Origin of the sequence: Thermalbibacter longus (assembly GCF_023806485.1) — a bacterium.
Classification (GTDB): Bacteria; Chloroflexota; Chloroflexia; order Thermomicrobiales; family Thermomicrobiaceae; genus Thermalbibacter; species Thermalbibacter longus.
Genome location: NZ_JAMSLR010000005.1, coordinates 185,052 through 209,086, shown reverse-complemented (window position 1 = coordinate 209,086; position 24,035 = coordinate 185,052). Strand labels below are relative to the sequence as shown.

Genomic DNA, 24,035 nt, shown 5'->3' with positions numbered 1-24,035 from the left:
CGGGCGGTCGGAGCGCCCTTCCGGCAGCGCGGTTCCCGATGCCTGGGCCGTCATGCTCGGCACCTCATCCGATCGCCTACGGGAAGCGCGGGAACTTCGAGAAGTCCGGCTTGCGCTTCTCCAGGAAGGCGTTCTTCCCCTCCTTGGCCTCGTCGGTCAGGTAGTAGAGCAGCGTGGCGTCGCCAGCGAGCTGCTGCAGACCGGCCAGCCCATCGGTATCGGCGTTGAAGGCCGCCTTGAGGAAGCGGATAGCGGTGGGACTCTTCTCCAGGATCTCGCGCGCCCACTGTACCGCCTCCTCCTCCAGCCGCTCGTAGGGCACCACCGCGTTCACCAGGCCCATCTCCAGCGCCTCCTGCGCGGTGTATTGACGGCAGAGGAACCAGATCTCCTTGGCCTTCTTGTGCCCCACGATCCGGCCGAGCAGGGTCGCGCCGTACCCGGCGTCGAAGCTGCCGACCCGCGGCCCGGTCTGGCCGAAGATCGCGTGCTCGGCGGCGATCGTCAGGTCGCAGACCACGTGCAGCACGTGGCCGCCACCGATGGCGTAACCGTTGACGACCGCGATGACCGGCTTGGGTAGGTAGCGGATCTGCTTCTGGAGGTCGAGCACGTTGAGCCGGGGGATGCCCTGGTCGTCGACGTAGCCACCCTCGCCGCGCACCTTCTGGTCGCCGCCGGAGCAGAACGCCTTATCGCCCGCTCCGGTGAGCAGCACCACGCCGATCGACCCGTCCTCGCGCGCGTGCGCGAAGGCGTCGATCATCTCCATCACGGTGAGCGGCCGGAAGGCGTTGCGCACCTCCGGCCGGTTGATGGTGATCTTGGCGATCCCCTCGCCCTCGGCTCGCTCGTAGAGGATATCGGTGTACTGCTTAATCGGCACCCACTTGACCGTGCTCATAGCACCTCCCGGTACCTCCTTCGTGACACAAGCTCCGGCCAGCGCGGAGGACTGTCTCCCAACTATAGACCCGCTCTCTCGATTCCGGTATCTCTGCCGGCTCGCTCCCCGGCTCTCACCTCGCCCTTGACCAACCTACTGCCACAAAGGGTAACGACAGGACAGGAGCAAGCGCGACGCCTCGGGGCACAGGCGCATCCGACCGTGCGTCGGACCGGCCGGTACCCCAACCGGCGAAAGCCTCCTTCGAGCGTCCGCTGGGACGGCGGCGCCGCTAAGCCAGTCAGGGTTCGCGCGAGAGCGCCGCGGGTCGCTCGGCGAAGCCCTCGCCACGCCTGACGAGATCGCCGTCTCACTCGCCGGCCGGCGACTGCTCGCTCAAACCGGGCCAGACCCGGCGAAAGAGGCCTGGGTAGTCGACGACGAGCCCCTCGCGGTCGACCACCAGCTCGACCGTGAAGCCGCGCGCGAGCGACTCGTAGCGGTAGCGCCCGCCGTCCGGTCGTGACTCGAGGCAGGTATAGCGCTGCCGGACGGTCTGCAGCCGCAGCTCAGGCACAGCGATGTAGGCCACCGACGGCTCGGCCGACTGGCCCGGTTTCAGCCCCAGCCGCCGGAGCGGCAGTGTGTTGGTGAACGGTGTGGCCGAGATATCTACGTCGATCGTCCCCTGGATCGCCGAGACGCCTTGCCCGTCGGGCGTCGCCCACCGCCCCTGCCCGTCGGAGACGAGGGCCAGTTGTACGTCGCGCGGGCTGAGCAGGCTGACCGTGACCTCGAGCGCGCGCCAGCCGGCGTCGCAGCGGATGCGGTAGCCGAGCCGAAACGGCCGGCCACCCTCGAGGCCGATAACGATACCGTCGGCCAGGATGCCGTCCTCGTCCTGCCGGAGCCGGAGGTGCTCCAGTCCAGGCCCCTCCCAGGGAATCCACATCACCTCGCGCTCCATCTCGACCTCCTTCGCTCAGGAACGGCTCGCGCTCGGGAAGCTCACTCGTCGATGCGGTCATGCAGCGCGCTCGCGCGGCTCGCCGCCGGCTCGGCATCCCGCGCGCCCGCCGAGCCCCTAGTGCGCGGCCGGTGCCGTCGCCCTCCCACCTCGCGCCGATCGTACCAGAGCCACGGCCACAGCCGCCGGGCAGGCACGCCGATGGTGCGGCTGAAGCCAGCGTCTTCGATAGACTTTAGGGTGCAGGAGTCGAGCGGAGACTCACTGTACAAGCTATTCCTCAGACTGCGAACGACGCTCGCGAGACACTCTCTGTTCTCGCGGAACGTCGCGCAGGGATCGTGAACTGGCTACGATGTCCTCCTAGCAAGCGGCGCTCGCTGTTGAGCAGGCAACGACGGTTACCGAGGCGTCATGGAGGGAACAGTAGGCATGCAGCCCGAGGAATTGCTGAAAGAGAAGCGTGAGGAGATCCTGCGCCTCGCGGCGAAGTACGGAGCGCGCAAGGTGCGGGTGTTCGGCTCGGTGGCGCGCGGTGAGGCCGATGAGGAGAGCGACATCGACCTGCTCGTTGAATTCGAGCCAGGACGTAGCCTCCTGGATCACGCAGGACTGTGGCTAGAGCTTCAGGAGCTACTCGGCTGCAAGGTCGACGTGGTTAGCGAGCGAGGGATCAAGCCGCGGATACGAGAGCGCATCCTCCGGGAGGCCGTCCCGCTGTGAGAGATCCGAGAGAACGGCTCCGTGACATCCTCGACGCTATCGCCCAGATCGAGGACGAGGCCGCGCTGGGACGCGAGACGTTCGAGAGCCACGCCACCGCCTGCCCATCTCCTGCTATAATGCTTCCGCTACACATCGACCTCTCTGTTATTCGTACAGGGGGCGTCTATGGCGTTCACGCGGGTGTTCAAGGACTACCTGCGCGACGTCACGGCCATCTACCATCGGGGCGATGCCCGCGAGGAGAGCTTCTACGATCCGCTCGCTCGATTGCTCCAGGCCGTGGCTTCCCTCAGTGGCCGGCAGGATATAGCCGTCACGATTCTGCCTCGACCAACAGAGGCCGGTAACCCCGACTTTCGAGTCTGGAACGGCCGAGACCGCATCGTCGGCTACGTCGAGGCCAAGCACCCGGACGTGCAGAACCTCGACCAGGTCGAAACCTCCGAGCAACTCCAGCGTTATCTCGACACGTTCCCTAACCTGATCTTGACCAACTTCCTCGAATTCCGGCTGTACCGTTCCCGCAGTCTGGTCGCGCAGGCCCGTCTCGCCCGTCCTTACACGCTTCGCTTCGGACAGGTGCCACCCGTCGAGCACGGGGACGAGCTTACCCAGCTTCTCGAACAGTTCTTGAGCTTCGCGCTGCCGGCGATCCAGAGCGCTGAGACATTGGCGATCGAGCTGGCCAAGCGCACCCGCTTCCTCCGTGAGGTGGTTCTCGATGAACTCCGGCAGGAGCAGGCAATCGGGCATGGCAACCTGCTCGGCTTCTACGAAGCGTTCAAGCAGCATCTGCTCGCCCAGCTCAGCGAAGTCGACTTCGCCGACCTTTACGCGCAGACCATCACCTACGGTCTCTTCGCTGCTCGCACTCGCGCACAGAATGGGTTCAACCGGCGGATGGCTTTCTATAGTGTCCCGCGTACCGTCGGAATTCTGCGAGATGTCTTCAGGTTCATCTCACTCGAGGATCCCCCAGCTCAGATCGAGTGGATCGTGGACGATATCGCCGAGGTCCTGGCCGTGGCCGATGTGGTGGGGGTCCTGCACCAATTCTATCGTGAGCGGCGTGGTCAGGATCCGATCGTTCACTTCTACGAGACGTTCCTCGCTGCCTACGACCCCGAGGAACGGGAACGGCGCGGGGTGTATTACACGCCGGAACCGGTCGTCGATTATATCGTTCGTTCGCTACATCGGATACTGCAGGACAAGTTTGGGCGCAACGACGGTCTGGCCGATCCTGGTGTCACGCTGCTCGATCCTGCGGCCGGCACGATGACTTTCCCCGCCCGCGCCTGCCAGCTCGCGGTGCAGGCGTTTGAGCAGAAGTATGGGTCAGGAGGCCGCCGTGAGTTCATCCGCTCGCACCTCTTGCGCCACTTCTATGCCTTCGAGTTGATGATGGCCCCCTATGCCGTCGGCCACCTCAAGATGGCCTTCTACCTGGACGAACTGGGATACCACCTGCAGGACGACGAGCGGTTCCAGCTCTACTTGACCAATACGCTGGAGATGGAGGAGCTACAGCAGACCAACCTCCCCGGGATGGCCTCGCTTGCCGAGGAGTCTCGGCTAGCGGGCCTGGTGAAGAAGAAGCAGCCGATCCTGGTAATCTTGGGCAACCCGCCCTACTCGGGCCACTCCGCCAACAAGGGGCAGTGGATCCTCCAGCTCATCGAAGAGTACAAGAGGGTGGACGGGCGAGCGCTGGGCGAACGTAATCCGAAGTGGCTGCAGGACGACTACGTGAAGTTCCTGCGCTTCGCCCAGTGGAAGATCGAGCAGACCGGCCGCGGCGTAGTCGGGATGATCACCAACCACTCCTACCTGGACAACCCGACGTTTCGCGGCATGCGCTCGAGCTTGCTCCGGAGCTTCGACGAGATCTACGTGCTGAACCTGCATGGCAACAGCCTGCGACGCGAGCGCGCCCCCGATGGCTCTGAAGATGAGAATGTGTTCGACATCCGCCAGGGGGTCGCCATCGCCTTCTTCGTCAAACATGGGGCAAAGGCCCCGGAGCAACCAGGGCGGGTCTTTCATGCTGAACTTTGGGGCACGCGCGAGGCCAAGTACGCCTGGCTGCAGCAGCACGACGTGAGCACGACCGAGTGGCGGGAAGTCGCGCCGCGTCCAGCGTTCTATCTCTTTCAGCCCCGCGACGAAATCGCGCTCCACCGTTATGAGCAGTTCGTCAAAGTCACTGAGATCTTCCCGGTGAACGTAATCGGGATACAGACACACCGCGATCACTTCGCCATCGACTTCGACCAGGACGCGCTCATGCAGCGGATCCGCACATTCCTGAATCCACGACTCACTGACGACATGGTGCGCGAGACGTTCAACCTGCGCGACAACCGGGATTGGAAGCTCTCAGAAAAGCGCAAGCTCCTCCAGGACGATCAGAATTGGGAGCGGGCTATCGTGCCAATTCTCTATCGCCCGTTCGATCGGCGCTGGATCTTCTATCACCATCATGCCATTGATTTCGGCAGACGGACAGTAATGCGGCATATGCTGGCCGGGGAGAATGTAGCCTTAAATACTGTGCGACAAACGAGGATGGGCAAATGGGCTCACGCGGTTATCTCAGATACACTGACATCAGCCGTATACGTTGAGATCAAGGATGGGTCGAATCTGTTTCCGCTTTACCTCTACCCCGACAGTGAACGTCGCGATCTCTTCAGCCAACTTGACCCTAGGGAGCGGCGCCCGAATGTTCCCCCCGGCTTGCTCCAGCAGCTCGCGGACTCATACGGACGGGAGCCGATGCCCGAAGACATCCTCGCGTATGTCTACGCAATCCTCTACGCACCGTCCTACCGCGAGAAGTACGCCGATTTCCTCAAGACCGACTTCCCACGTATCCCGTTCACCGCCGATCCTGAACTCTTCGGTCTGCTCGCAGGACTAGGACGACGCCTGATTGATCTCCATCTCCTGCGCAGCCGGGAACTGGACCCACCGCTCGCCCGTTTCGAGGGAGAAGGTGACAACTCTGTTGCGCGCACCCGTCGCGAGGGCTTCAACTACGACCCAGCCACCGAGTGCCTCTCCATTAACACTGCCCAGCACTTCGCACCGGTCCCGCTCGAAGTGTGGGAGTACCAGCTCGGTGGCTACCAGGTAGTCCAGAAATGGCTCAAAGACCGGGCCGGTCGCCAGCTCTCACTCGACGAGATCCGCACCTACTGCCGCATCGTCACGGCGCTCCACCGCACGATCGCCATTCAGGATGAGATCGATGAACTCTACCCCAACGTAGAGGAGCAGTTAATCATACTCTCAAGCTTGGCGCAATCACAGGAGGCCTCTTGATTCACGAACTCTCAGGCACCAGCGATCGACTTGTCAGTACGCCCGTTGATCCGTTGACCGCCGAACAGGTACGGACGAATGATCATTCGCCCCTACCTTCGTTCCTGTCTCCCTCCCGGACCATCGGCTCGATCGTCCGTGGATTCAAGATCGGTGTCACGAGGTGGTTCCGCCAGCACACGGACATCTCTGGTGTCCGGCAACGCAACTACTACGAGCACATCGTCCACGACGAGCAATCCCTGACACGCATTCGCCAGTACATCGCCGACAACCCGCTGCGATGGGCCAATGACCCGGAGAACCCAACGGTTACGGACAAGGCCTGGCAGCGTACACCCGACGACCCATGGCGCATCTAAGCGATTCGGAGCGTTCCACAGATACCCCTGCAGTGCAAGGACGAGTGGCTATTCCCCCTTGCTATTCGCAGTAGGGCACGTGCGGCACCTCCGGCACAGGGACTACATGAATGTAGGCATGAATGATCATTCACCCTCACCTAATCAATAACGATGCGTTCGGGATCCGCCGCGCCTCGCTCGGTCGCGGCTCACACCGCCTCGAGGACGAACAGCTCCGGGCGCTCGAGCAGGCGGATCACCTCCTTCAGGAACTGCACCGCCTCCGCCCCGTCCACCAGCCGGTGGTCGAACGACAGCGACAGGTACATCATCTGCCGCAGCGCGATCGTGTCGTCCGGCATCGCCACCGGCCGCTTCTTGATGCTGTGCACCCCCAGGATCGCCGCGTCCGGTACGTTGATGATCGGGAACGAGAAGAGCGAGCCGATCGGCCCGATGTTGGTGACCGAGAACGTGCTCCCCGTCACCTCCTCCAGCTTCAGCTTGCCTGAGCGCGCCCGCTCGGCCAGATCCTCGATCTCCGCCGCCAGCTCTAGCACGCTCTTCCGATCGACGTCCTTCACTACCGGCACCATCAGGCCGTGCTCGGTCGCGACCGCCATGCCCATGTTGTAGTAGCGCTTGCGCACGATCTCGCCCCGGGACTCGTCCAGGCTGGCATTGAGCTGCGGGTACTTCTTCAAGGCCCGTACCACCGCCTTGAAGATGAACGGCAGATAGCTCAGCTTCACCCCCTGCCGCTCGGCCTCCGGCTTGAGCTGCTCCCGCAGCCGCACCAGCTCGGTCAGGTCGGCCTCGTCCACCGCCAGCGTGCGCACGGTGTAGAGGTGGCTGGCGACCATCTGCTGGGCGATGGCCCGGCGCACGGCCGAGAGCGGCACCCGCTCCTCAAGATGCTCGTACCCCTTCGGCGTGCGATAGACCGGCGGCGCTGGGAACGCTGCCGGCGCACCGATAGCCGGCCCCATCGCCGGGGCAACGACGGCCGCCTCTTCCTCTGCCGGAGCCGCCGGGCCCATCTCGGGCGGAACCTCCGGCCGGGCGCGCAGCCGCGCGGCGTAGGCACGCACGTCCTCGATCCGGACACGCCCGTGCGGCCCTGACCCCGGCACCTGTGACAGGTCGATTTGCAGCTCGCGCGCTAGGCGCCGCACCGCCGGTGCAGCGCGTACCCGCCCGGGCTCGGGCGGAGCCTCGGCGACCGCAGACCCTGCCGCCAGGAACGGGTTCCGGATCGTCTCCTGCTGCGTCTCGTCCGGCTTGAAGAGCGCCAGCGCCGCGCTGCCATCCGCTTCCGGCGAGGGCCCGGGCGCCGTCGCCGTCGGAGCTTCATCAGCGCGCGGCGCACTCACCGCCACCCCCTGCTCCTCAGCGATCAGGGCCAGCGGCGTGTGCACCGGCACGGTGTCGCCCTCAGCCACCAGCTTCTTGACGAGCACCCCCTCGTAGGGACTGGGGAGTTCGACTGTGACCTTGTCGGTCGTGATCTCGATGTACGGCTGGTCTTTGGCCAGCCGCTCTCCCTCCTCCACCAGCCACTTGACGATCGTTCCCTCGACGACTGACTCGGCGAGCTCGGGGAAGATCAGCTCCTTCGGCATCGAGCCTCCTCGCGTCGCGTCCACGGGGCAGACGCAGCAGCCGCCGGCAGCGCCGCCCCGCTAGTACTCCAGCACCTGCTTAGCCGCGTTGAGGATGCGCGTGACCGTCGGCAAGTAGAGCTTGTCCTGCGCGTACGGGTACGGCGTGTCGAAGCCAGCCACGCGCACCGGCGGCGCCAGCATCTGGTCGAACAGCTCCTCGGCGATCGTCGCGGCGATCTCGCCCAGCACGCCGGATAGCCGCGGCGCGTCGGCCACCAGCACCACGCGCCCGGTCTTGGCCACCGAGCGCATCACCGCCTCGATGTCCCACGGCACCAGGCTGCGCAGGTCGAGGATCTCAGCCGAGATGCCTGCCTTGGCCAGCTCATCGCCTGCCTTGAGCACTTCTGGCATGCTGGTGCCGTAGCCGATGATGGTCAGATCGGTACCCTCGCGGCGCACGGCCGCCTTCCCGATCGGAACGACGTAGTCGTCGTCCGGCACCTCCTCGCGGGTCGCGCGATAGAGGCGCTTGGGCTCGAGGAAGACGACCGGGTCGTCGTCGCGGATGGCAGCCTTGAGCAGCCCCTTGGCATCGTAGGGCGTGGAGACGACCACGACCTTGAGCCCAGCCGTGTGCGCGAAGTGGGCTTCGGGGCTCTGCGAGTGGTGATGCCCCCCGCGTACGCCGCCCCCGCTCGGCATGCGCACCACCATCGGCGCGGTGAACTGCCCGCCGGAACGGTAGCGCAGCTTGGCGGCCTGCGTCGCAAGCTGGTCGAAGCCGGGGAAGATGTAGTCCGCAAACTGGATCTCGGCGACCGGCCGCAGCCCGTGCGCGGCCATGCCCACCGCGGCGCCGATGATCGCCGCCTCGGAGAGCGGCGTATCGATCACCCGGTCAGGCCCGAACCGCTCGAGCAGCCCTTCGGTGGCCAGGAACACGCCGCCGCGCTTGCCCACGTCCTCACCCAGCACCACCACGCGCTCGTCTCGCGACATCTCCTCGGCCAGCGTCCGCGCGATCGCCTGCACCATGGTCAGCGTCGCCATCGTCGCCTCCTCGGAGCTACTGCAGCTCGGCCCGGAGCAGTGCCCGCTGCCGCTCCAGGTGCCAGAGCGGCTCGGCGTAGACGTCATCGAACATCCACTCGGCCGGTACCTCGCCGGCACGCTCGGCGGCTTCGATCGCCTCCGCCTGTTCCCGGGCGATCTCCTCGCGGAGCTGCCGCTCCCACTCCTCGCTCCAGAGGCCATGCCGGGCGAGGAACCGCTGGTAGCGAACGAGTGGATCGCGCTGCCGCCACAGCTCGACCTCCTCGCGCGGGCGGTAGCGCGAGTCGTCGTCGGCCGAGGAGTGCGCCCCGTAGCGGTACACGACCAGCTCGACCAGCGACGGCCCGTGCCCAGCCCGCGCCCGCTCGATCGCCTCGCGCGAGACGTAGTAGGAGGCCAGCACGTCCATGCCGTCCACGTGGTAGCCGGGGATGCCGAAGGCGTGCGCCTTCTCGGCGATCGTCCGCGTCGCCGTCTGGCAGCTATAGGGGACACTGATGGCATAGCGGTTGTTCTCGCAGACGAAGACCGCGGGCACCCGCTGCACGGCCGCGAAGTTGATCGCCGCGTACCAGTCCCCTTCGCTGGTGGCCCCGTCACCGAAGGTGCAGACCGCCACCTGGCCCGTACCCTGGATCTTCATGCTGAGCGCCGCGCCGGTGGCCGGGGGGATGTGCGATGCCACGGTCGAGGCCGCGGCGAAGATGTTGAGCGGGCGAGAGCTGGGATGGCACGGCATCTGCCGCCCCTTATTCGGGTCGGCCCGCGTCCCGATCATCTGGCCGAAGATCTCGACCAGGGGAACGCCGAGCGCGAGCGCCAGGCCGTAGTCCCGGTAGTAGGGAAAGGCCCAGTCGTGCCCTCGCCTGAGCGCGTGGGCTACGCCGACCTGCGCTGCCTCGTGGCCGGCCATCGGCGCGGTGAAGCTGATCTTTCCGGTGCGGAGCAGCACGGTGAAGCGCTCGTCCATCAACCGGACGGCCAGCATGTCGCGGTAGAGCTGGCGCAGTAGTGTCTCGTCGAGATCGAGGGGAAAATCTCCGATCCATTCGCCCTCCTCGCTGAGGAGGGCAATCGGCTGCTCGGTGAAGGGCTGGAACCATTCGGTCTCCATGACTGGCAGCGTTTCTCGTACCACGAGGGCCCCCTTTCCGAGACGCTGAAGTGCGAAGCCCCCGGATTCGGTTGTCCGGGGGCTTCGTGTGACCGCTCTCTTTCAGGTATGAGGATCCTAAGGACGAGGCGAAATACGCCCCGTATCGGAAGCTCGAGCATGGCGATGCGATAGCCCGCGCTCATGGTCTGCTCCGGCTTCGCTCTGGATCCTCTACACGACAGTATACCGAATCGGCAAACCTGCAGCCAAAGCCGGCTAGCGCATCCCGGCCCAGCGCGCGAGACGAGTGGCGCGGCGCAGCGCTCGGGCACGATGAGGGAGCCGAACGCCAGCTTGACACCGCTTCTGTCGAGTCGGTACAACCAGGCTGACGCGCGAGCGAGCGCACAGTAAGGAGCGCGGCGATGACGGCCCAGGGATTCGCGCTCAGCGAGGAGCACCGGATGGTGCGCGCCACGGTCGAGGAGCTGTTACACCGGCTGCGGCCGCAGCGCGAGGCGTACTTCCACGCCATCTTCGACGAGATGTACTTTCCCGACGAGCTGTGGGACCGGATGGCCGAGCTGGGACTCTTTGGCGCGCTGGTGCCCGAGGAGTACGGGGGTACCGGGCTGGGCCTGCTGACCATGACCATCGCGCTCGAGGCCTTTGCCAGCGAAGGGCTCGGCAACACGATGGCGATGGTCACTGCCATGGACACGATGGCCATCGTCCGGGCCGGTACCCCGGAGCAGAAGCGGCGCTGGCTGCCGGACATCGCCGCCGGCAAGCTCTGTCTCGCCTTCGCCATCACCGAGCCGGACGCCGGCACCAACAGCTTCCGGATCAGCACGCTGGCCCGCCGCGACGGCGACGGCTACCGACTGAGCGGTCAGAAGGCCTGGATCACCGGGGTCGACCGCTCGCAGGCGATGCTGGTGGTCGCGCGCACCATCCCCTATGAGGCGGTCATCGCTCGCGGCCTGCCGCCTCGGCACGGGCTCAGCCTCTTCATGGTCGACACCCAGGCGCCGGGGCTCACCGTCCAGCCGATGGACACGGTCGGTATCGAGGGCTTCCGCCAGTTCTTCGTCTTCTTCGACGAGGTGCCGGTACCCGAACACGACCGCATCGGCCCCGAGCACGAGGGGCTCGCTGCCCTGTTCGACGCGCTCAACGCCGAGCGGATTCTGACTGCCGCGCTCTGCCTGGGCATGACCGAGTTCGCGCTGCGGCAGGCCGCCGAGTACGCCCGCGAGCGCCGGGTCTTCGGCGACACGCCGATCGGTGCCTACCAGGCTGTCCAGCACCCCCTGGCACGGCTCAAGGTACTGCAAGAGGCAGCGCGGCTCCTGACCTACCAGGCAGCGGCCGCCTTCGACCAGGGCGTGCCGTCGCGGCAGGTGGGGCTCCAGGCCGCCATGGCCAAGTACCTGGCCTCGGAGATCGCCTTCGAGGCGTTCGACCGCGCGATCCAGACCCACGGCGGGAACGGCTTCGTCAAGGGCTATCACCTGATCCAGATGCTGGCTCCGGCCCGGCTGTTCAAGACGGCGCCGATCAACAACGAGATGCTGCTGAACTACATCGCCGAGCACGCGCTCGGCCTGCCGCGCTCGTACTGAAATCGCCTCGCCGTGGCGGCGCAGGATGGGTGGGACACCGGCACGCGATGGGCCAGCGACCGGAGGCTGGGAGAGAAGGAAAGAGCGTGAGGTATGGGAGAGCGTGAGCAGCACGTCCTCGAGGAGATCGCGCGCATCGAGCGGGGCGGGCCACCGCGCGGGCACGAGCGCCAGCGCGCGGCCGGCAAGCTGTTCGTGCGCGAGCGGCTGGCCCTGTTCTTCGACGACCACGAGCCGTACACCGAGACCGGCCGCTTCGCCCGGAGCTGGGATCCCGAGCTGCCTGCCGACGGCGTGGTGACCGGCAGCGCGCGCATCGCCGGGCGGACGCTGTTCTTCGTCGCCAGCGACTACACCGTCAAGGCCGGCTCCATCGGCCAGTACCACGCCCAGAAGTTCGTCCGCACCCAACAGGCGGCCATCCGCGCCCGGCGCCCGATCCTCTACCTGATCGACTCCTCCGGCGCGCGCATCGACGAGACCGGCGGGCACCACGTCGAGAAGAACACCGTGGGCGAGATCTTCTACCTGCACAGTATCATGTCGGGCTACGTGCCGCAGATCGGCGTGCTCTACGGTACCTGCTTCGCCGGCACCGCTTACACCCCGGTCTTCTGCGATCTCCTGATCATGCTGCGCGACTCGGCCATGGCCATCGCCTCACCCCGCATGGTCGAGGTGGCGATCGGCCAGAAAGTGACGCCGCAGGAGCTGGGCGGCGCCGAGATGCACGCCAAGAAGAGCGGCTCGGCCCACTTCGTGGTGGACACCGAGGAGGAGGCCGCGGCGCTCGTCAAGCGGCTGCTCGCCTACCTGCCCGACCACTGCGAGGACGCGCCGCCCGAGGCGCCGCCGCGCGACCCGGCGCGTGACCCGGCCGAGATCGACGACCTGATCCCCGAAGACCCCAACCGTCCCTACGACGTGCACCGCCTCATCGAGGCGATCGTCGATGCCGAAAGTTTCCTCGAGGTGCGCCCGCAGTACGCCGCCGAGCTGGTGACCGGCTTCGCCCGCATCGAGGGCCGCGTCGTCGGCATCGTGGCCAACCAGCCGGCGGTGCGCGGCGGCACCATCTTCCCCGAGTCGGCCGATAAGGGCGCCGAGTTCGTCTGGCTCTGCGATGCCTTCAACATCCCGCTGCTCTACCTCGTCGATACCCCCGGCTTCATGGTCGGCACCGCGGTGGAGCAGAACGCTATCCTGCGCCGGGGCCGCAAGTTCATCTTCGCCACCGCCTGCGCCACCGTGCCGCGCCTCTGCGTCGTGGTGCGCAAGGCGTACGGCGCCGGGATCTACGCCATGTCCGGCCCGGCCTACGATCCGGACGTCACCCTGGCGCTGCCCTCGGCCGAGATCGCGGTGATGGGCCCGGAGGCGGCGATCAACGCGGTCTACTACAACCGGATCCAGGCGATCGAGGACCCGGAAGAGCGCCAGCGGCTGGTGGAACAGCTCCGCGCCGAGTACCGTGCTGGCTACGACATCTTCCGGCTGGCCGGCGAGCTGGTGGTGGACGAGCTGATTCCCCCGAGCCGGCTGCGCGAGGAGGTGGCGCGCTCCTTCGCCCTCTACCGCGACAAGCGCGTCGAGCTGCCCAAGCGCAAGCACGGCACGATCATCTGACGGCGTCGCTGGCACGGTAGGGCGAGACGAGGGAGGCAGGGCAGCATGGAGCAGCGACTGGTGCTGGTGGAGACGGCCGAGCGGGTAGCGACCATCCGCCTCAACGCCCCGGAGAAGCGCAACGCCCTCTCCGAAGCGCTGACCGAGGAGCTGATCGCGGCGATCCGCAAGGCCGACGCCGACCCGGAGGTGCACGCCATCGTGCTCACCGGCAACGGGCCGGCCTTCTGCGCCGGGGCGGACATCGGCGAGCTGCGCCAGAGCTTCGAGAAGCCGGCGCCGCAGCTCTACGCCGAGGGCCGGGCCGCCGCCGAGCTGTTCAAGCTGGGCGCGCTCGTGCGCACGCCGCTGATCGCCGCGGTCAACGGCCCGGCGCTGGGCGGCGGCTGCGGACTGGTCGCCATGTGCCACCTCGCCATCGCCTCCGACCGGGCGACGCTCGGCACGCCGGAGCTGCGGTTGGGCCTGGCCCCGTTCGTGATCATGCCCTGGATCCGCCGGGCGGTGGGGCACAAGAAGGCGCTGGAGCTGATGCTGACCGCCGCGGTGCTGACGGCCGAGGAGGCCCGGGAGATCGGGCTGGTGCAGCGGGTGGTGCCGCACGAGCAGCTCGAGGCCGAGGCCCAGGCGCTGGCCCGCCAGATCGCCGGCTTCAGCCCCCTGCCGGTGCGGCTGGCGCTGGACGGCTTCTTCGAGACCGAGGAGCTCGACCTGCTCAAGGCCTTCGACTATCTGAGCACGATCCGCCTCGTCTCCTTCCTGAGCGAGGACCTTCGCGAGGGGACGACCGCCTTCTTCGAGCGCCGGCAGCCGGAGTGGAAGGGCCGCTAGGCCTCGCGTCCCCCTCGCAGCGCGGCACCGGCGTGGCGATGCGGGCGCACCGGTATGTCGAGCAGCCCAGCCAGGTCTCACCCGCGCGCCCAGCACCCGGCTCCCGGCCAGCCCTCTCTCCTCGCTCGACCCTGGAAGCCGGAGGGCCGCCACACACCGCCCGGCAGGGAGCAGCAGCTACCTCCCGCTCGCTGGATCATAACTTCGACAGACAGTATACTCTCGCTCGAGCGTTCCGCGTAGGGATGCGAGCCTGAGGCTGGTCGCGCCCGGCGAGCGCCGCTCCTGGCGCTCCTCCTACCAGGGGACGCTCGTCGCACGGGCGTGGCGCCGGGGCGAGCGACCGGGCAGCCGGGACAGATGGGGCAGCAGGGTGCCCCGATGGAACTGCGGTCCGTACTGCTCATCCACTCGGACGAGATCGGCTGGGGCGACCTGCGCGCCTTGCTGGAGTCGATCTCAGGGCTAGCGATCGCCGGCGAGGCGGGCGACCGGGAGCAGGCGCTCCGGCTGGCCGCGAGCCATCGCCCCGAGGTGATCTTCATCGGCGAGACGCTGGAGGGCACCTGTGCCGCCTCGCTCGTCGCCGCGCTGCGCCGCGGCCCGTGCCCGGACAGCGCGGTCATCGTCCTCGCCCGGCGAATCGACCCGGACAATCTGCGCGAGTGGACGAGCCAGCCGGTCAACATCTCCGCTTACCTGCTCTGGAGCGAGCTCAGCCGGGGACTGCTGGAGCGCTGCCTGACCGTCGCGCTCTCGGGGGAGATCATGGTGATCAGCCAGGTGGTGGCTCGAGCGGTCGTCTCGCTGCTTCAGGCGGAAGCCCGGCTGGCCGAGGCGGCCCGCTGGCTCACCCCGCGCGAGCGCGCGCTGCTGCCCTGGCTGGCCCGCTGGGAGCTGAGCTACGTGCAGATCGGCGCGCAGCTCGGGATCGACGCGGATACCGTGAAGGCCCACGTGCGGCGCATCGGCGAGAAGCTCGGCACCAGGGGAGGCCGCGCGGCGGTGGTGGAGGCAGCCCGGGCGCTCGGCCTGCTCCCGGCGACCGGGCGAGGCGGCGAGCAAGGCGGCTGGTGAGCCGGCAGGCCGGTGGGGACACGCCGTGCGGCGCGGAAGGGCGGTCCAGGGCTGGTTGCGCTGTGGACGGTGCGCGTGGCAGGTCGCCCGGGCCTGGCGCCAGCGCTGGTGGGCAAGTATGCCGTTCGTGGGACCAGTGGGATCGGGTGATCTGACAAGCGGGAGTACGCCAACAGTTTACAAAAATTCACCTCTTGGGGGAATAGTCTTGTATGCCCATCCTGTCCTATCCTTAGAGTGAGCAGGAACCGGTTGAAGTGCCCTCAAGGGGCGAGAAGGCGGAATACGATGGCCGAGCCACGCTGGGCTTTAACGACAAGTGTTTTGCGTAGCCAGAGGCCCCACGAAGTCACTGGGGTACTGATAGTGAGCTCACGGCCCACAGACCGTATGGTCCCAGTCCTGCAATCAGGAGAGGAATGATGCATGGTCATAATCCACTCTCGATGAGTCTCAGTACTGCAATCCATGCACTGCCGCAGCTACGCTGGTGAAAGGTTTGGGTGATGGCACACTACAAAATCTCGCGGCGAGACCTATTAAGAGCATCGGTTGGCTCCTTGGCTGTTCTCTCGACTGCGTCCGTACTATGGCCTACCAATGTGGAGGCTGGATACGCTTATTGTGCTGACTGTGATAGTACGTGGGTTGCAACCTGCTCGTGGCTTTGTACCAATCCCTGGTGCCTTGCGCAGGGAAAACCAGGGCGTGCATTCGACCGATGTCAGGGCACTTACTATTGTACTGATTGCACACACCAAACAGAGTGTTGGTGTGAATACTATCAGTGTACCTTCAATGGCTGCCAGTGGCCAATTGCATGTTGCTAGGAAGGGGACGTTGACGATGAATCTAAGACCATGCTTCGGCGTACTGGAAGTTCCATGGGAGCTAGCTCTTGCATCGCCTGCCGGCAAGGCTCCAAGGGAAGGCACGCTACTATCGCCTGACGCATTAGGCTCTCTTCCCTTGAAGCCTTTTGTACTTACTCACTCGACTGTTACGCAAGCTCAAATACAGCATAGACTGTTTACCATAATGCTTACTCAAGTAGAGCCGGATGGATTCAGAAAACCAGTTCCAGTAGATAAGCTGGTGAGTTGGTACGCAATTGATGGTGCTCGTCTCCTAGCATTGAGCCAATACGTACCGCCTCCAGGAAATAGCGTTGTCTATCGTGTTGCGGCTGGTATGACACGCAGAGTTATGGTAGGTACTTCTCAGGGGTTATTTATCCAAGGTCGATGGTACGCTGATTACGGCAGCACAGTCGCACGATGGCAGCCTAATACCGGGGCGACATTGCTCTGGTCCATCCCGGAAAGGGCATTTGAGCTCTATGGAGAGGGATTCACGGAAGAGGAGATGATCGAATTTGGCATGTCTATTATGTCTATCCATGAATGAGCGTGCCTATGACAGATACTCTCCTAACAATCGTGTTTCAGTTGCTACTCGGAGGGTTATTGGGGGTTTCGAGTGGCGCTAAACTTGCTTCCCACCGTGACTTCAGTGCAGAGCTGTATCAAGTGACTGGATTACCTAAACCTATTGCGGCTCAAGTTGCCCTTGGTGTATGCGTCCTTGAAGCACTGATTGCTATCTGGTTGGGAGTTGGTCTTCTACCCCAGGCGGCATTCACCGCGGCTGCTGTGTTGATGGTCGCCTTCATAGCCTGGACTTTCGGTGTGTACCGAGTTCGACGGCGTGCGTGGACAAATTGCCAATGCCTTGGAGCGCTGACACCGGCTTGGTGGAACGGTGAGTTCAGGGCTTATAGTCGAAATGTGTTGCTTAGTTTGGTAGCACTAGCCGGATCCTGGATGAGTATTGAGTCTCAGATGCACCTTTGGGGCGCTATTTTCCCTCTTGCTAGTATCACGTTTGCGTATTGTCTGACACGGCGTCGATTTCACCCCTGGTCAGGGCGGTCCAATCAGCCTCTACTGGGCGTGGAGGATTTTACATATGCTGTGATGTTGATCCATGTGCCGGGGTATGGATTACTTTGTGAATCGTGCGTTGCGATCGACGATGTCGATACGTTCGATTGCACGGTCAGTATGCTGACACCCGCTGCCCTGTAACGTCTTTCTCCTGGCAAGCGAAGAGAGAAAAGGAAGATCCATACCGGAGGTGCACTCTGTGGATCATGATGCTCCGGCATGTGGGGAGATTGCGACGACGGAGGAAGAGGCGGCCCTGGTTCGAGCGATTAATCTCGATCGCCGGAATTTCGGCGCCCTGTACGAGCGCTATGCGACATCGCTCTATCGATACGCGCTGCACCAGACCGGATCGCCTCAGGAAGCCGAGGATCTTGTCAGCAGCACAATGCTTGCGGCCTTGGAGGCGTGGAACCGGTTTGACCCCAGCCGCGGTAGTCTCGCGGGCTGGCTCTTCGGCATTGCCCGGCATAAGCTCGCGCAACACCGGCGACTCAGGCGCCGTCTCGAACGGCTCCTTCGACACGTCGTCCGGGTTAGTGGGCAAGCTTCGGTGGATAACCCTGGCCCCGAGACCGAGGATATTCTCGCCTTGCGGGAAGCCCTTCACCACCTTGCCCCCAACGACCAGGAAGTGATTGTCCTGCGCTACGGCGCGGGGCTGTCGACGCGCGAAATCGCCGATGCCCTGGCAATCTCGGAAGCCGCTGTCCGGGTACGGTTGACGCGAGCACGGCATCGACTGAAGCGAGAGCTAGGAGGTGAGTAATGTCATTCCGCCCTTCCCCCTCACCGATTGACGATGCTACGCTCACGAGCCTGCTCGATCGCGCACTGGGAACCGGCGATCTGACTCCATCTCAGCGCCGACGCCACTTGGCTCTGCTCGCGCAGCATATCGAGCGGTTAGAGCAGCAAGAGGCGAGCTACCAGAACGTTGGAGAAAGGCAGCGCCTTGTCGCTGGCGCCCTGCTGGTGCTGACGGCTGCGGTTGCGCTCTCGCTCTGGTGGCTTCTTGCTTCCCCAACACATCCAGAGGTTGAGGCGGCTGCTGATATCCTCGCCCCGCCCGCGCCTGGGTCCGGGCGTCATCTTTTGATTACCGGAGAGAGTACGCAGCCGGTCGTCGGCCAGACACGACGCTGGACGGTCGAGATTTGGGAACGCACGCTCGCGGATGGTCTCCACCAACTCGCCGCCTCGGCAACCGATTCGTCCGGCCGGTCGCTGGCGCAGTACGTACAGTCAGGAGACGCCTGGACACTTCACGATGGGTTGGAGGTAGACCACGGGCGTGGCACACCCCTTGGGCTGCCACCAACTCTTGCGACAGCGCTGGCGACACCTGGTTCGCTGCGAGAGGTGCTGCTGGCCAGCGATCCGGACAACGTCCAAATCCGCCAGAGCGGTAACCAGCACATCCTCACCATTACGATATCTCCCTCTGCCACGGATCGAGCAACACTGGCTCGAGAGCTCGAGCTCGAGGCAGAAGCAGTGAAGGCGCTCATCCTGACCGTGCGCTTCGTCCCATCGGAACAGCGCCTCGTAAGCTGGGAAGCAGCGGCGCTGGACGTCCATCAGAATCAACACCCCCTGTTTGCATATCGCTTTGTCGTTTGGGACGTCATGGCCGCCGACGCCGTGCCCGATGCCTCCTTCACCCTTGCGCCCGCGACGCCGTCGCCCACGCTCGATCTCCCTCCCGTGCTCTCGTTGCCGAGCGGGACGTTCACCCGAAGCAGTCAGCATCAAGAGAACGGAGCAGTCCGAGCCATCTATGTCGGCCCTGGAACGCGCGTCGTGCAGATCACCGTGTTGCCTTCCTCGAATCAGCCGCTCGACTTACCCGGGCCAGATGTCCAGGTGCTGAGAACCACCGCTGGCGATGTACAGTGGAGCAGTGGCGACACTGCGGAAAGCTGGCCACGCCTGGCTCTGTGGGACGATGGGCGCTATCGCTACGACCTCAGCGTCCTCACCGCGCCACCCAATGGGTGGACACTCGCGGATCTATCAACCATCGCGGAAGCGCTCGCTGCTTGGAGCGGGGCCATCGGGCAGTAGGAACCGCATAGTGATAGCCTGAGGAAGGAGGGCATGTCGATACGTCTGCTGACACTCGCGGCACGATCGCTTCCAGCAGGGTCAGCCAGCCGCCGACGGTGGCGGCGACGCGGGTATGCCACATGGGCCACGTTGACGCTCGCTGCCCTGCTCGCCCTCGCCTGTCGCACGGCGCCGCCCACCAGCCCCTCGCCGCCACCATCGCCCACCGCAGTCATCCCGCTCCCGACCTCAGCCGCCACGCCCATGCCCGGGATCGCGCTTCCCACCCCGACCGCCACGGTCGCAGCGCCGACGAGTCCCATCCCTGCGATCATGCCGCCCACCCCCTCCCCGGCTGCTGCCACTCTCCCCCCACCCTGCACCGCCCAGCAGCTCGAGGCCGCCTTCATCGGCGTGACTGCTGCCACGGGTAACGCCCTCGGCGTCTTTGCCCTGCGCAACACCGGTGACCAGCCGTGTACGCTCCAGGGCTACGTCCAGCTCATCCTGCTCAACGCCCAGGGCCAGCCGATCCAGATGCCTGCCCAGCAGACCACCCAGGCCCTCTTCGGCCAGACGGTGCCCCCGCCCAGCCCGGTGGTGCTGCCGCCCGGCACCCCGCCTCTCACGCCCCCGCGCTCGGCCGCCACGGCCGGCCACGCCTTCGTCCGGGTCATCTGGACCAATATCTGCGGGGATGGGGTTAACCCGGCCGCCATCGCGATCGTCCCGCCCGGCGACACTCAGCCGATCCCGGTCGCGATCGACCCGTCCTGGCAGACCGCCTTCACGATCTGTGCCCACATCGGGCCGAAACCGGCGGGGCTGCGCATCCTCCCGATCGAGGCGACGCCGCCAAGTGGGCTGGACCTGTCCTCATGACCGCACGGGCGTGGCTTCACCAGGCAGCCGGTATGCAGATGGCGAGTATGAGGGAGGGCGTACCGCAGCGGCTCACTGCCCGGAGCGTGGGCGCGAGAGGAACGAGGTGTCGTACCGGCCGGACTGGAAGCTCGCGTCCTGGCAGACCGCGAGCAGGAGCGGCAGGTTGGTCTTGATCCCCTCGATGCGCATCCCCCGCAGCGCCTCGATCATCCGCTCGATCGCCTCGGAGCGGGTCGCGCCGCGAGTGATCACCTTGCCGATCAACGGGTCGTAGTACGGTGTAACCGCGTTCCCCTCCTCGTACCCGAACTCGTAGCGCGCGCCCTCCGGCAGCTCCATCCGCGTGATCGTCCCCGGCGAGGGCAGGAAGGTCTGCGGGTCTTCGGCGTAGACGCGGCACTCGATCGCGTGGCCCTCCTGGCGGATCCCCTCCTGCGCCAGGCCGAGCGGCTGGCCGGCCGCGATGCGGAGCTGGAGCTCAACCAGATCGACCCCGGTGGTCTCCTCGGTGATCGGGTGCTCCACCTGCAAGCGCGTGTTCATCTCGAGGAAGTAGAACTGGCCCGCCTGATCGAAGACGAACTCGATGGTGCCGACATTGGTGTAGTCGATCGCCTCCGCGCCCCGCAGGGCGGCCTCGCAGAGAGCCGCGCGCCGCTCCGCGTCGAGGAAGGGCGAGGGCGTCTCCTCGATCACCTTCTGGTGGCGCCGCTGGATCGAGCACTCGCGCTCGAAGAGGTGGACGCCCGCACCGTGGCTATCGCGCGCGACCTGCACCTCGATATGTCGCGCCCCGGGCACCAGCCGCTCGAAGTAGAGCGTGCCGTCCCCGAAGTACCGCTGGGCACGCTCTCGGGCCGAATCGAAGGCGCGCTCGAGCTCATCCGGCGAGCTCACGAGGTGCATTCCGATGCCACCGCCCCCGGCGCTGGCCTTGAGCAGGAGCGGGAATCCGAGCGCGCCCGCCACTCGCTGCGCCTCAGCTAGCGTGGGGAGCGGCTCGTCCCACCCAGGGATCACCGGCACCCCCGCCCGCCGCATGAGCTGCCGCGACGCGAGCTTGCTGCCCATCGCCTCGATCACCTCGGGCCGCGGGCCGATGAAGACCAGCCCGCGCTCGGCACAGCGCCGGGCGAAGAGCGGGTTTTCGGCCAGGAAGCCGTAGCCGGGGTGAACCGCCTCGGCCCCGGTCTCCTCGGCAGCGTCGAGGATCTTCTCGATGGCCATGTAGCTCTGCGCGGCCGGCGGCGGACCGATCAGGACGGCCTCGTCGGCCTCGCGCGCGAAGGGCAGCGCGCGGTCGGCCTCGGAGTAGACGGCAACGGTACGGATGCCCAGCCGCCGGCAGGTCCGGATCACCCGCCGCGCGATCTCGCCCCGGTTCGCGATGAGCACCTTGCGAAAGTACGGCATGACCCCGCCCTAGGACTCCGCGCGGTGGGCATCCAGCACTACGAGCGGCGCGCCCTCCTCGACGAAGTCGCCCTCGCGGACGCGGATCTCTTTGACAACGCCCCCCTGCTCGGCGACGACGGCGATCTCCATCTTCATCGACTCGAGGACGACGACGGTGTCACCCGCCTGCACTGGCGTTCCCGGCTCCACCAGAACGCGCGCCACGATCCCGCTCATGCTGGAGGTGATCTCCATAGCGCCCGCCGTTCCTCCCTAATAGGAGTCAACTGTCACGACCGCGCTTGTGGTAGCCCGGCGAGGCACGCTATGTCAAGACGACGCCAGCGGAGATCGATCGTCTCCTTTCTCCTCATCGGCCCCGAAGGCTCGCCGGAGCACCTCCGGCACCGGGATCGGGCGCATCGCCTCGGGATCGACGAAGACCATGACCAGGTGACCGGTCACCGCCGGCTCGTCGTCGCCGTCCTTCGTCAATGCGAAGTCCAGGCGCACCGATGAGTTCCCGACCCGACCGACCCAGACCCGGCAGGTGCCTGTATCGTGCACCCAGAGCGGTTTCCGGAAGTCGGCCTCGACGTGGGCGCGAGGATTCGCGAAGCCCTCGGCGATCATAGCGCGGACGGTATAGCCGATCTGGCGGTAGAGCGCTGACTCCGCCTGCGCCACGTAGCGGAAGACGCTGGGATAGTAGATCAGTCCTGAGGGATCGGCGTCGCCCCAGAGCACCTCGAACGGAACGACTGCCTCGCGTACGCCCACGTCGCTTCTCCTCTCCCCCGTCCGGGTCTCGCCCTACCGCTACAGCGCGGCCCGAGGCGCGGCAACCCCGCGTCGTTGCCCCAGCGTACCAAACGATGTGTCTCCCGGGCACCCAGCCCTGCGGGCATGGCCAGGCAACGGTGATGACTCGCGGCCTGCAGCTCGGGGACCATACCCGCGCGACTCCGGCGGCTTTTTCGGGAATCCTGCACATCGCCGCTGAACACGGTGCGCACAACGTTCGCGTGTTCGGGGCCGCGGCACGCAGGGATGCAGGGGAAGGGAGCGACATCGATCTTCTGGTCGAGTTCGAGCCGGGACGAACGCTGCTCGATCACGCGGCGCTGGTCGCCGACCTCGAGGAGCTCCTCGGATGTAAGGTGGACGTCGTCACGGAGAGCGACCTGTACTGGCTCCTGCGCCGGCGCATTCCCATAGAGGCTCGCGCGCTATGATCAAGAATCCGCATTCACCCTCGTCCACAGTCGGAGGCCAGAAAGGCAGTCACGAGCTCGAGGAACTGCGCCGGCCGCTCCAGGTGCACGGCGTGGCCCGCTCCGGGCACGATGGCCACTCGCGCCTGGGGCAAGCGCTCCCCCATCGCGCGGGCGATGGCCACGTACTTCGCGTCCAGCTCGCCGGCCAGCACCAGCGCCGGCAGGCGCAGCTCGCCAAGCCGCTCCCAGACCGGCTCCATCGCCCCGGCGCCCATGCCCCGCAGGCTGTTGGCCAGTCCACGCGGACGCTGTCCCAGCCGCTCGGCCCGTAGTCGCTCCCGCACCTCGGCCGGCAGCGACCGCTGGCTGGCGAAGAGCGACTGGCCCTCCCAGCGCTCCACGAACGCGGCGATCCCCTCGCGCTCGATGAGCTCTGCTAGCGCCTCATCGCTGCGGGCGCGCTCTGCTCGCTCTGCCGGGTCGGTGATACCGGGCGAGGCGCTCTCGAGGACCAGCGCCCGCACGCGCTCCGGTACCGCCAGGGCCAAGTGCAGCGCCACTCGCCCGCCCATCGAGTAGCCGAGAACGGCGAACTCCTCCACCCCGAGTAGGTCGAGCAGCGCCAGCAGGTCGGCCACGCACTCGTCCATCCGGTAGCGCGCGGCGTCGTCCGGCGCGGCGGTGCGCCCGTGGCCGATGAGGTCGGGGGCGACGACTCGCCAGCCCGCGGCGAGTTCCGGAAAGAACGGCCGCCAGGTCTCGGCGCTCCCGGTGAAGCCGTGCAGGAGCAGCAGTGCCGGCCCAGCGCCGGCCACCAGCGCGTGCATCTCGATCCCGCGCACGGAGACGATCATTATCCGCTCCTCTCGTACGCCGCACTACCCTTGATCATAGGTGTCCCCACGGGAGCGCGCTCCGGCATCCGAGGCCCCATAGCAGCTCCACTCCCCACCGAGGCCCGCAATCTGGAGATGACGAGCCGGCACCTGAGTGGGTAGCATGAGTACGGCACTTCGGCACCTGGAATCGGCTAGGCCGGTTCCGAGCGAGATCGCGGGGGCATTATGCTCACAGCAGATATCGACACGGCGATCAATCGTGCCCGGAGCGAATTCCTCCCCGGTGACGGGATCTGGTACGCCGAGATCCCCGAGCTTCCCGGCGTCTGGGCCGATGGCCTCTCCGAGGAAGCCTGCCTGCAGCGCCTCCGCGAGGTGCTGGAGGACTGGGTCATGCTTCGTCTCGCACAACAGCTCCCGCTGCCGGCGATCGATGCGCATGATTCATCGACCCCTGCGGGCTGAACCCGCTTCGTAATTCCGAGGGCACGACGTGCGTGGCTCGAAGCCTCCAAGCCCCACCTCGCCAGCCGGCCAGG

23 protein-coding genes are annotated in these 24,035 nt (G+C 66.0%); 14 read left to right on the top strand and 9 right to left on the bottom strand.

Annotated features, from left to right (window positions below; translation table 11 throughout):
* Positions 1-76: 76 nt before the first annotated feature.
* Together menB and NET02_RS09485 are read right to left on the bottom strand one after the other, a co-directional pair.
* A complete protein-coding gene (menB, locus tag NET02_RS09490) occupies positions 77-904 on the bottom strand; it encodes a 1,4-dihydroxy-2-naphthoyl-CoA synthase (protein WP_284057162.1) in 828 nt (275 codons plus the stop codon).
* 352 nt (positions 905-1,256) lie between these two features.
* Positions 1,257-1,853 (bottom strand): putative glycolipid-binding domain-containing protein, encoded by a 597-nt coding sequence (locus NET02_RS09485; protein WP_284057161.1) that lies wholly within the window; start codon positions 1,851-1,853, stop codon positions 1,257-1,259.
* Between the two features lie 432 nt (positions 1,854-2,285).
* Between NET02_RS09485 and NET02_RS09480 the strand changes: the two genes are divergently transcribed.
* From NET02_RS09480 to NET02_RS09470, 3 genes are all read left to right on the top strand, one after another.
* Positions 2,286-2,576: a nucleotidyltransferase family protein gene (locus tag NET02_RS09480; RefSeq protein WP_284057160.1), complete on the top strand. Its 291-nt coding sequence runs from the start codon at positions 2,286-2,288 to the stop codon at positions 2,574-2,576.
* Between the two features lie 168 nt (positions 2,577-2,744).
* A complete protein-coding gene (locus NET02_RS09475) occupies positions 2,745-5,906 on the top strand; it encodes a type ISP restriction/modification enzyme (RefSeq protein WP_284057159.1) in 3,162 nt (1,053 codons plus the stop codon).
* Positions 5,903-6,268, top strand: coding sequence for a transposase (locus NET02_RS09470; RefSeq protein WP_284057158.1), 366 nt, complete (start codon positions 5,903-5,905; stop codon positions 6,266-6,268). The genes NET02_RS09475 and NET02_RS09470 overlap by 4 nt, the downstream gene beginning before the upstream one ends.
* 191 nt (positions 6,269-6,459) lie before the next feature.
* Here the strand turns inward: NET02_RS09470 and NET02_RS09465 are convergent, their stop codons facing one another.
* The 3 genes from NET02_RS09465 to NET02_RS09455 are packed head-to-tail and all read right to left on the bottom strand — an operon-like array spanning position 6,460 to position 10,024.
* Positions 6,460-7,872, bottom strand: coding sequence for a dihydrolipoamide acetyltransferase family protein (locus tag NET02_RS09465; RefSeq protein WP_284057157.1), 1,413 nt, complete (start codon positions 7,870-7,872; stop codon positions 6,460-6,462).
* A gap of 60 nt (positions 7,873-7,932) precedes the next feature.
* Positions 7,933-8,907, bottom strand: a complete 975-nt coding sequence (locus NET02_RS09460) for an alpha-ketoacid dehydrogenase subunit beta (protein ID WP_284057156.1) — start codon at positions 8,905-8,907, stop codon at positions 7,933-7,935.
* Positions 8,908-8,923: 16 nt separating this feature from the next.
* Positions 8,924-10,024 carry a thiamine pyrophosphate-dependent dehydrogenase E1 component subunit alpha gene (locus tag NET02_RS09455; protein ID WP_347711027.1) on the bottom strand — a complete coding sequence of 367 codons (1,101 nt, stop codon included), beginning with the start codon at positions 10,022-10,024 and terminating at the stop codon, positions 8,924-8,926.
* A gap of 407 nt (positions 10,025-10,431) precedes the next feature.
* Here NET02_RS09455 and NET02_RS09450 point away from each other — a divergent pair, with 407 nt between their 5' ends.
* From NET02_RS09450 to NET02_RS09415, 9 genes are all read left to right on the top strand, one after another.
* Entirely contained in the window at positions 10,432-11,631 is a 1,200-nt protein-coding gene (locus tag NET02_RS09450; protein ID WP_284057154.1) for an acyl-CoA dehydrogenase family protein, read from the top strand.
* 93 nt (positions 11,632-11,724) lie between these two features.
* The gene (locus NET02_RS09445) at positions 11,725-13,257 is read left to right on the top strand and encodes an acyl-CoA carboxylase subunit beta (RefSeq protein WP_284057153.1); all 1,533 of its coding nucleotides are present in this window, start codon (positions 11,725-11,727) and stop codon (positions 13,255-13,257) included.
* A gap of 45 nt (positions 13,258-13,302) precedes the next feature.
* On the top strand, positions 13,303-14,088 hold the full coding sequence (locus tag NET02_RS09440; protein ID WP_284057152.1) for an enoyl-CoA hydratase/isomerase family protein: 786 nt from the start codon (positions 13,303-13,305) through the stop codon (positions 14,086-14,088).
* 381 nt (positions 14,089-14,469) lie between these two features.
* Positions 14,470-15,165: a response regulator transcription factor gene (locus NET02_RS09435; RefSeq protein WP_284057151.1), complete on the top strand. Its 696-nt coding sequence runs from the start codon at positions 14,470-14,472 to the stop codon at positions 15,163-15,165.
* Positions 15,166-15,873: 708 nt separating this feature from the next.
* Entirely contained in the window at positions 15,874-16,572 is a 699-nt protein-coding gene (locus tag NET02_RS09430) for a hypothetical protein (protein WP_284057150.1), read from the top strand.
* Entirely contained in the window at positions 16,569-17,252 is a 684-nt protein-coding gene (locus NET02_RS16690; protein ID WP_430981078.1) for a MauE/DoxX family redox-associated membrane protein, read from the top strand. The genes NET02_RS09430 and NET02_RS16690 overlap by 4 nt, the downstream gene beginning before the upstream one ends.
* A 58-nt stretch (positions 17,253-17,310) precedes the next feature.
* Complete coding sequence (locus NET02_RS09425; protein ID WP_284057149.1) at positions 17,311-17,880, top strand: RNA polymerase sigma factor; 570 nt, start codon at positions 17,311-17,313, stop codon at positions 17,878-17,880.
* On the top strand, positions 17,880-19,178 hold the full coding sequence (locus NET02_RS09420; protein ID WP_284057148.1) for a hypothetical protein: 1,299 nt from the start codon (positions 17,880-17,882) through the stop codon (positions 19,176-19,178). The genes NET02_RS09425 and NET02_RS09420 overlap by 1 nt, the downstream gene beginning before the upstream one ends.
* A gap of 33 nt (positions 19,179-19,211) precedes the next feature.
* Entirely contained in the window at positions 19,212-20,042 is an 831-nt protein-coding gene (locus tag NET02_RS09415) for a DUF4232 domain-containing protein (RefSeq protein WP_284057147.1), read from the top strand.
* Positions 20,043-20,114: 72 nt separating this feature from the next.
* Here NET02_RS09415 and NET02_RS09410 read toward each other — a convergent pair whose 3' ends face one another.
* The 3 genes from NET02_RS09410 to NET02_RS09400 all read right to left on the bottom strand — a co-directional run bounded on the left by NET02_RS09410 (position 20,115) and on the right by NET02_RS09400 (position 22,220).
* Positions 20,115-21,458, bottom strand: a complete 1,344-nt coding sequence (locus tag NET02_RS09410) for an acetyl-CoA carboxylase biotin carboxylase subunit (protein WP_284057146.1) — start codon at positions 21,456-21,458, stop codon at positions 20,115-20,117.
* Positions 21,459-21,467: 9 nt separating this feature from the next.
* On the bottom strand, positions 21,468-21,695 hold the full coding sequence (locus NET02_RS09405) for an acyl-CoA carboxylase biotin carboxyl carrier protein subunit (protein WP_284057145.1): 228 nt from the start codon (positions 21,693-21,695) through the stop codon (positions 21,468-21,470).
* 75 nt (positions 21,696-21,770) lie between these two features.
* Positions 21,771-22,220 carry an acyl-CoA thioesterase gene (locus NET02_RS09400; protein ID WP_284057144.1) on the bottom strand — a complete coding sequence of 150 codons (450 nt, stop codon included), beginning with the start codon at positions 22,218-22,220 and terminating at the stop codon, positions 21,771-21,773.
* 143 nt (positions 22,221-22,363) lie between these two features.
* Here NET02_RS09400 and NET02_RS09395 point away from each other — a divergent pair, with 143 nt between their 5' ends.
* On the top strand, positions 22,364-22,675 hold the full coding sequence (locus tag NET02_RS09395) for a nucleotidyltransferase family protein (RefSeq protein WP_284057143.1): 312 nt from the start codon (positions 22,364-22,366) through the stop codon (positions 22,673-22,675).
* A gap of 14 nt (positions 22,676-22,689) precedes the next feature.
* On the opposite strand, the gene menH is transcribed toward NET02_RS09395, so the two are convergent.
* The gene (menH, locus tag NET02_RS09390) at positions 22,690-23,511 is read right to left on the bottom strand and encodes a 2-succinyl-6-hydroxy-2,4-cyclohexadiene-1-carboxylate synthase (RefSeq protein ID WP_284057142.1); all 822 of its coding nucleotides are present in this window, start codon (positions 23,509-23,511) and stop codon (positions 22,690-22,692) included.
* A gap of 210 nt (positions 23,512-23,721) precedes the next feature.
* On the opposite strand from menH, the gene NET02_RS09385 reads away from it, so the two are divergent.
* Positions 23,722-23,961: a type II toxin-antitoxin system HicB family antitoxin gene (locus NET02_RS09385; RefSeq protein ID WP_284057141.1), complete on the top strand. Its 240-nt coding sequence runs from the start codon at positions 23,722-23,724 to the stop codon at positions 23,959-23,961.
* Positions 23,962-24,035: the final 74 nt, after the last annotated feature.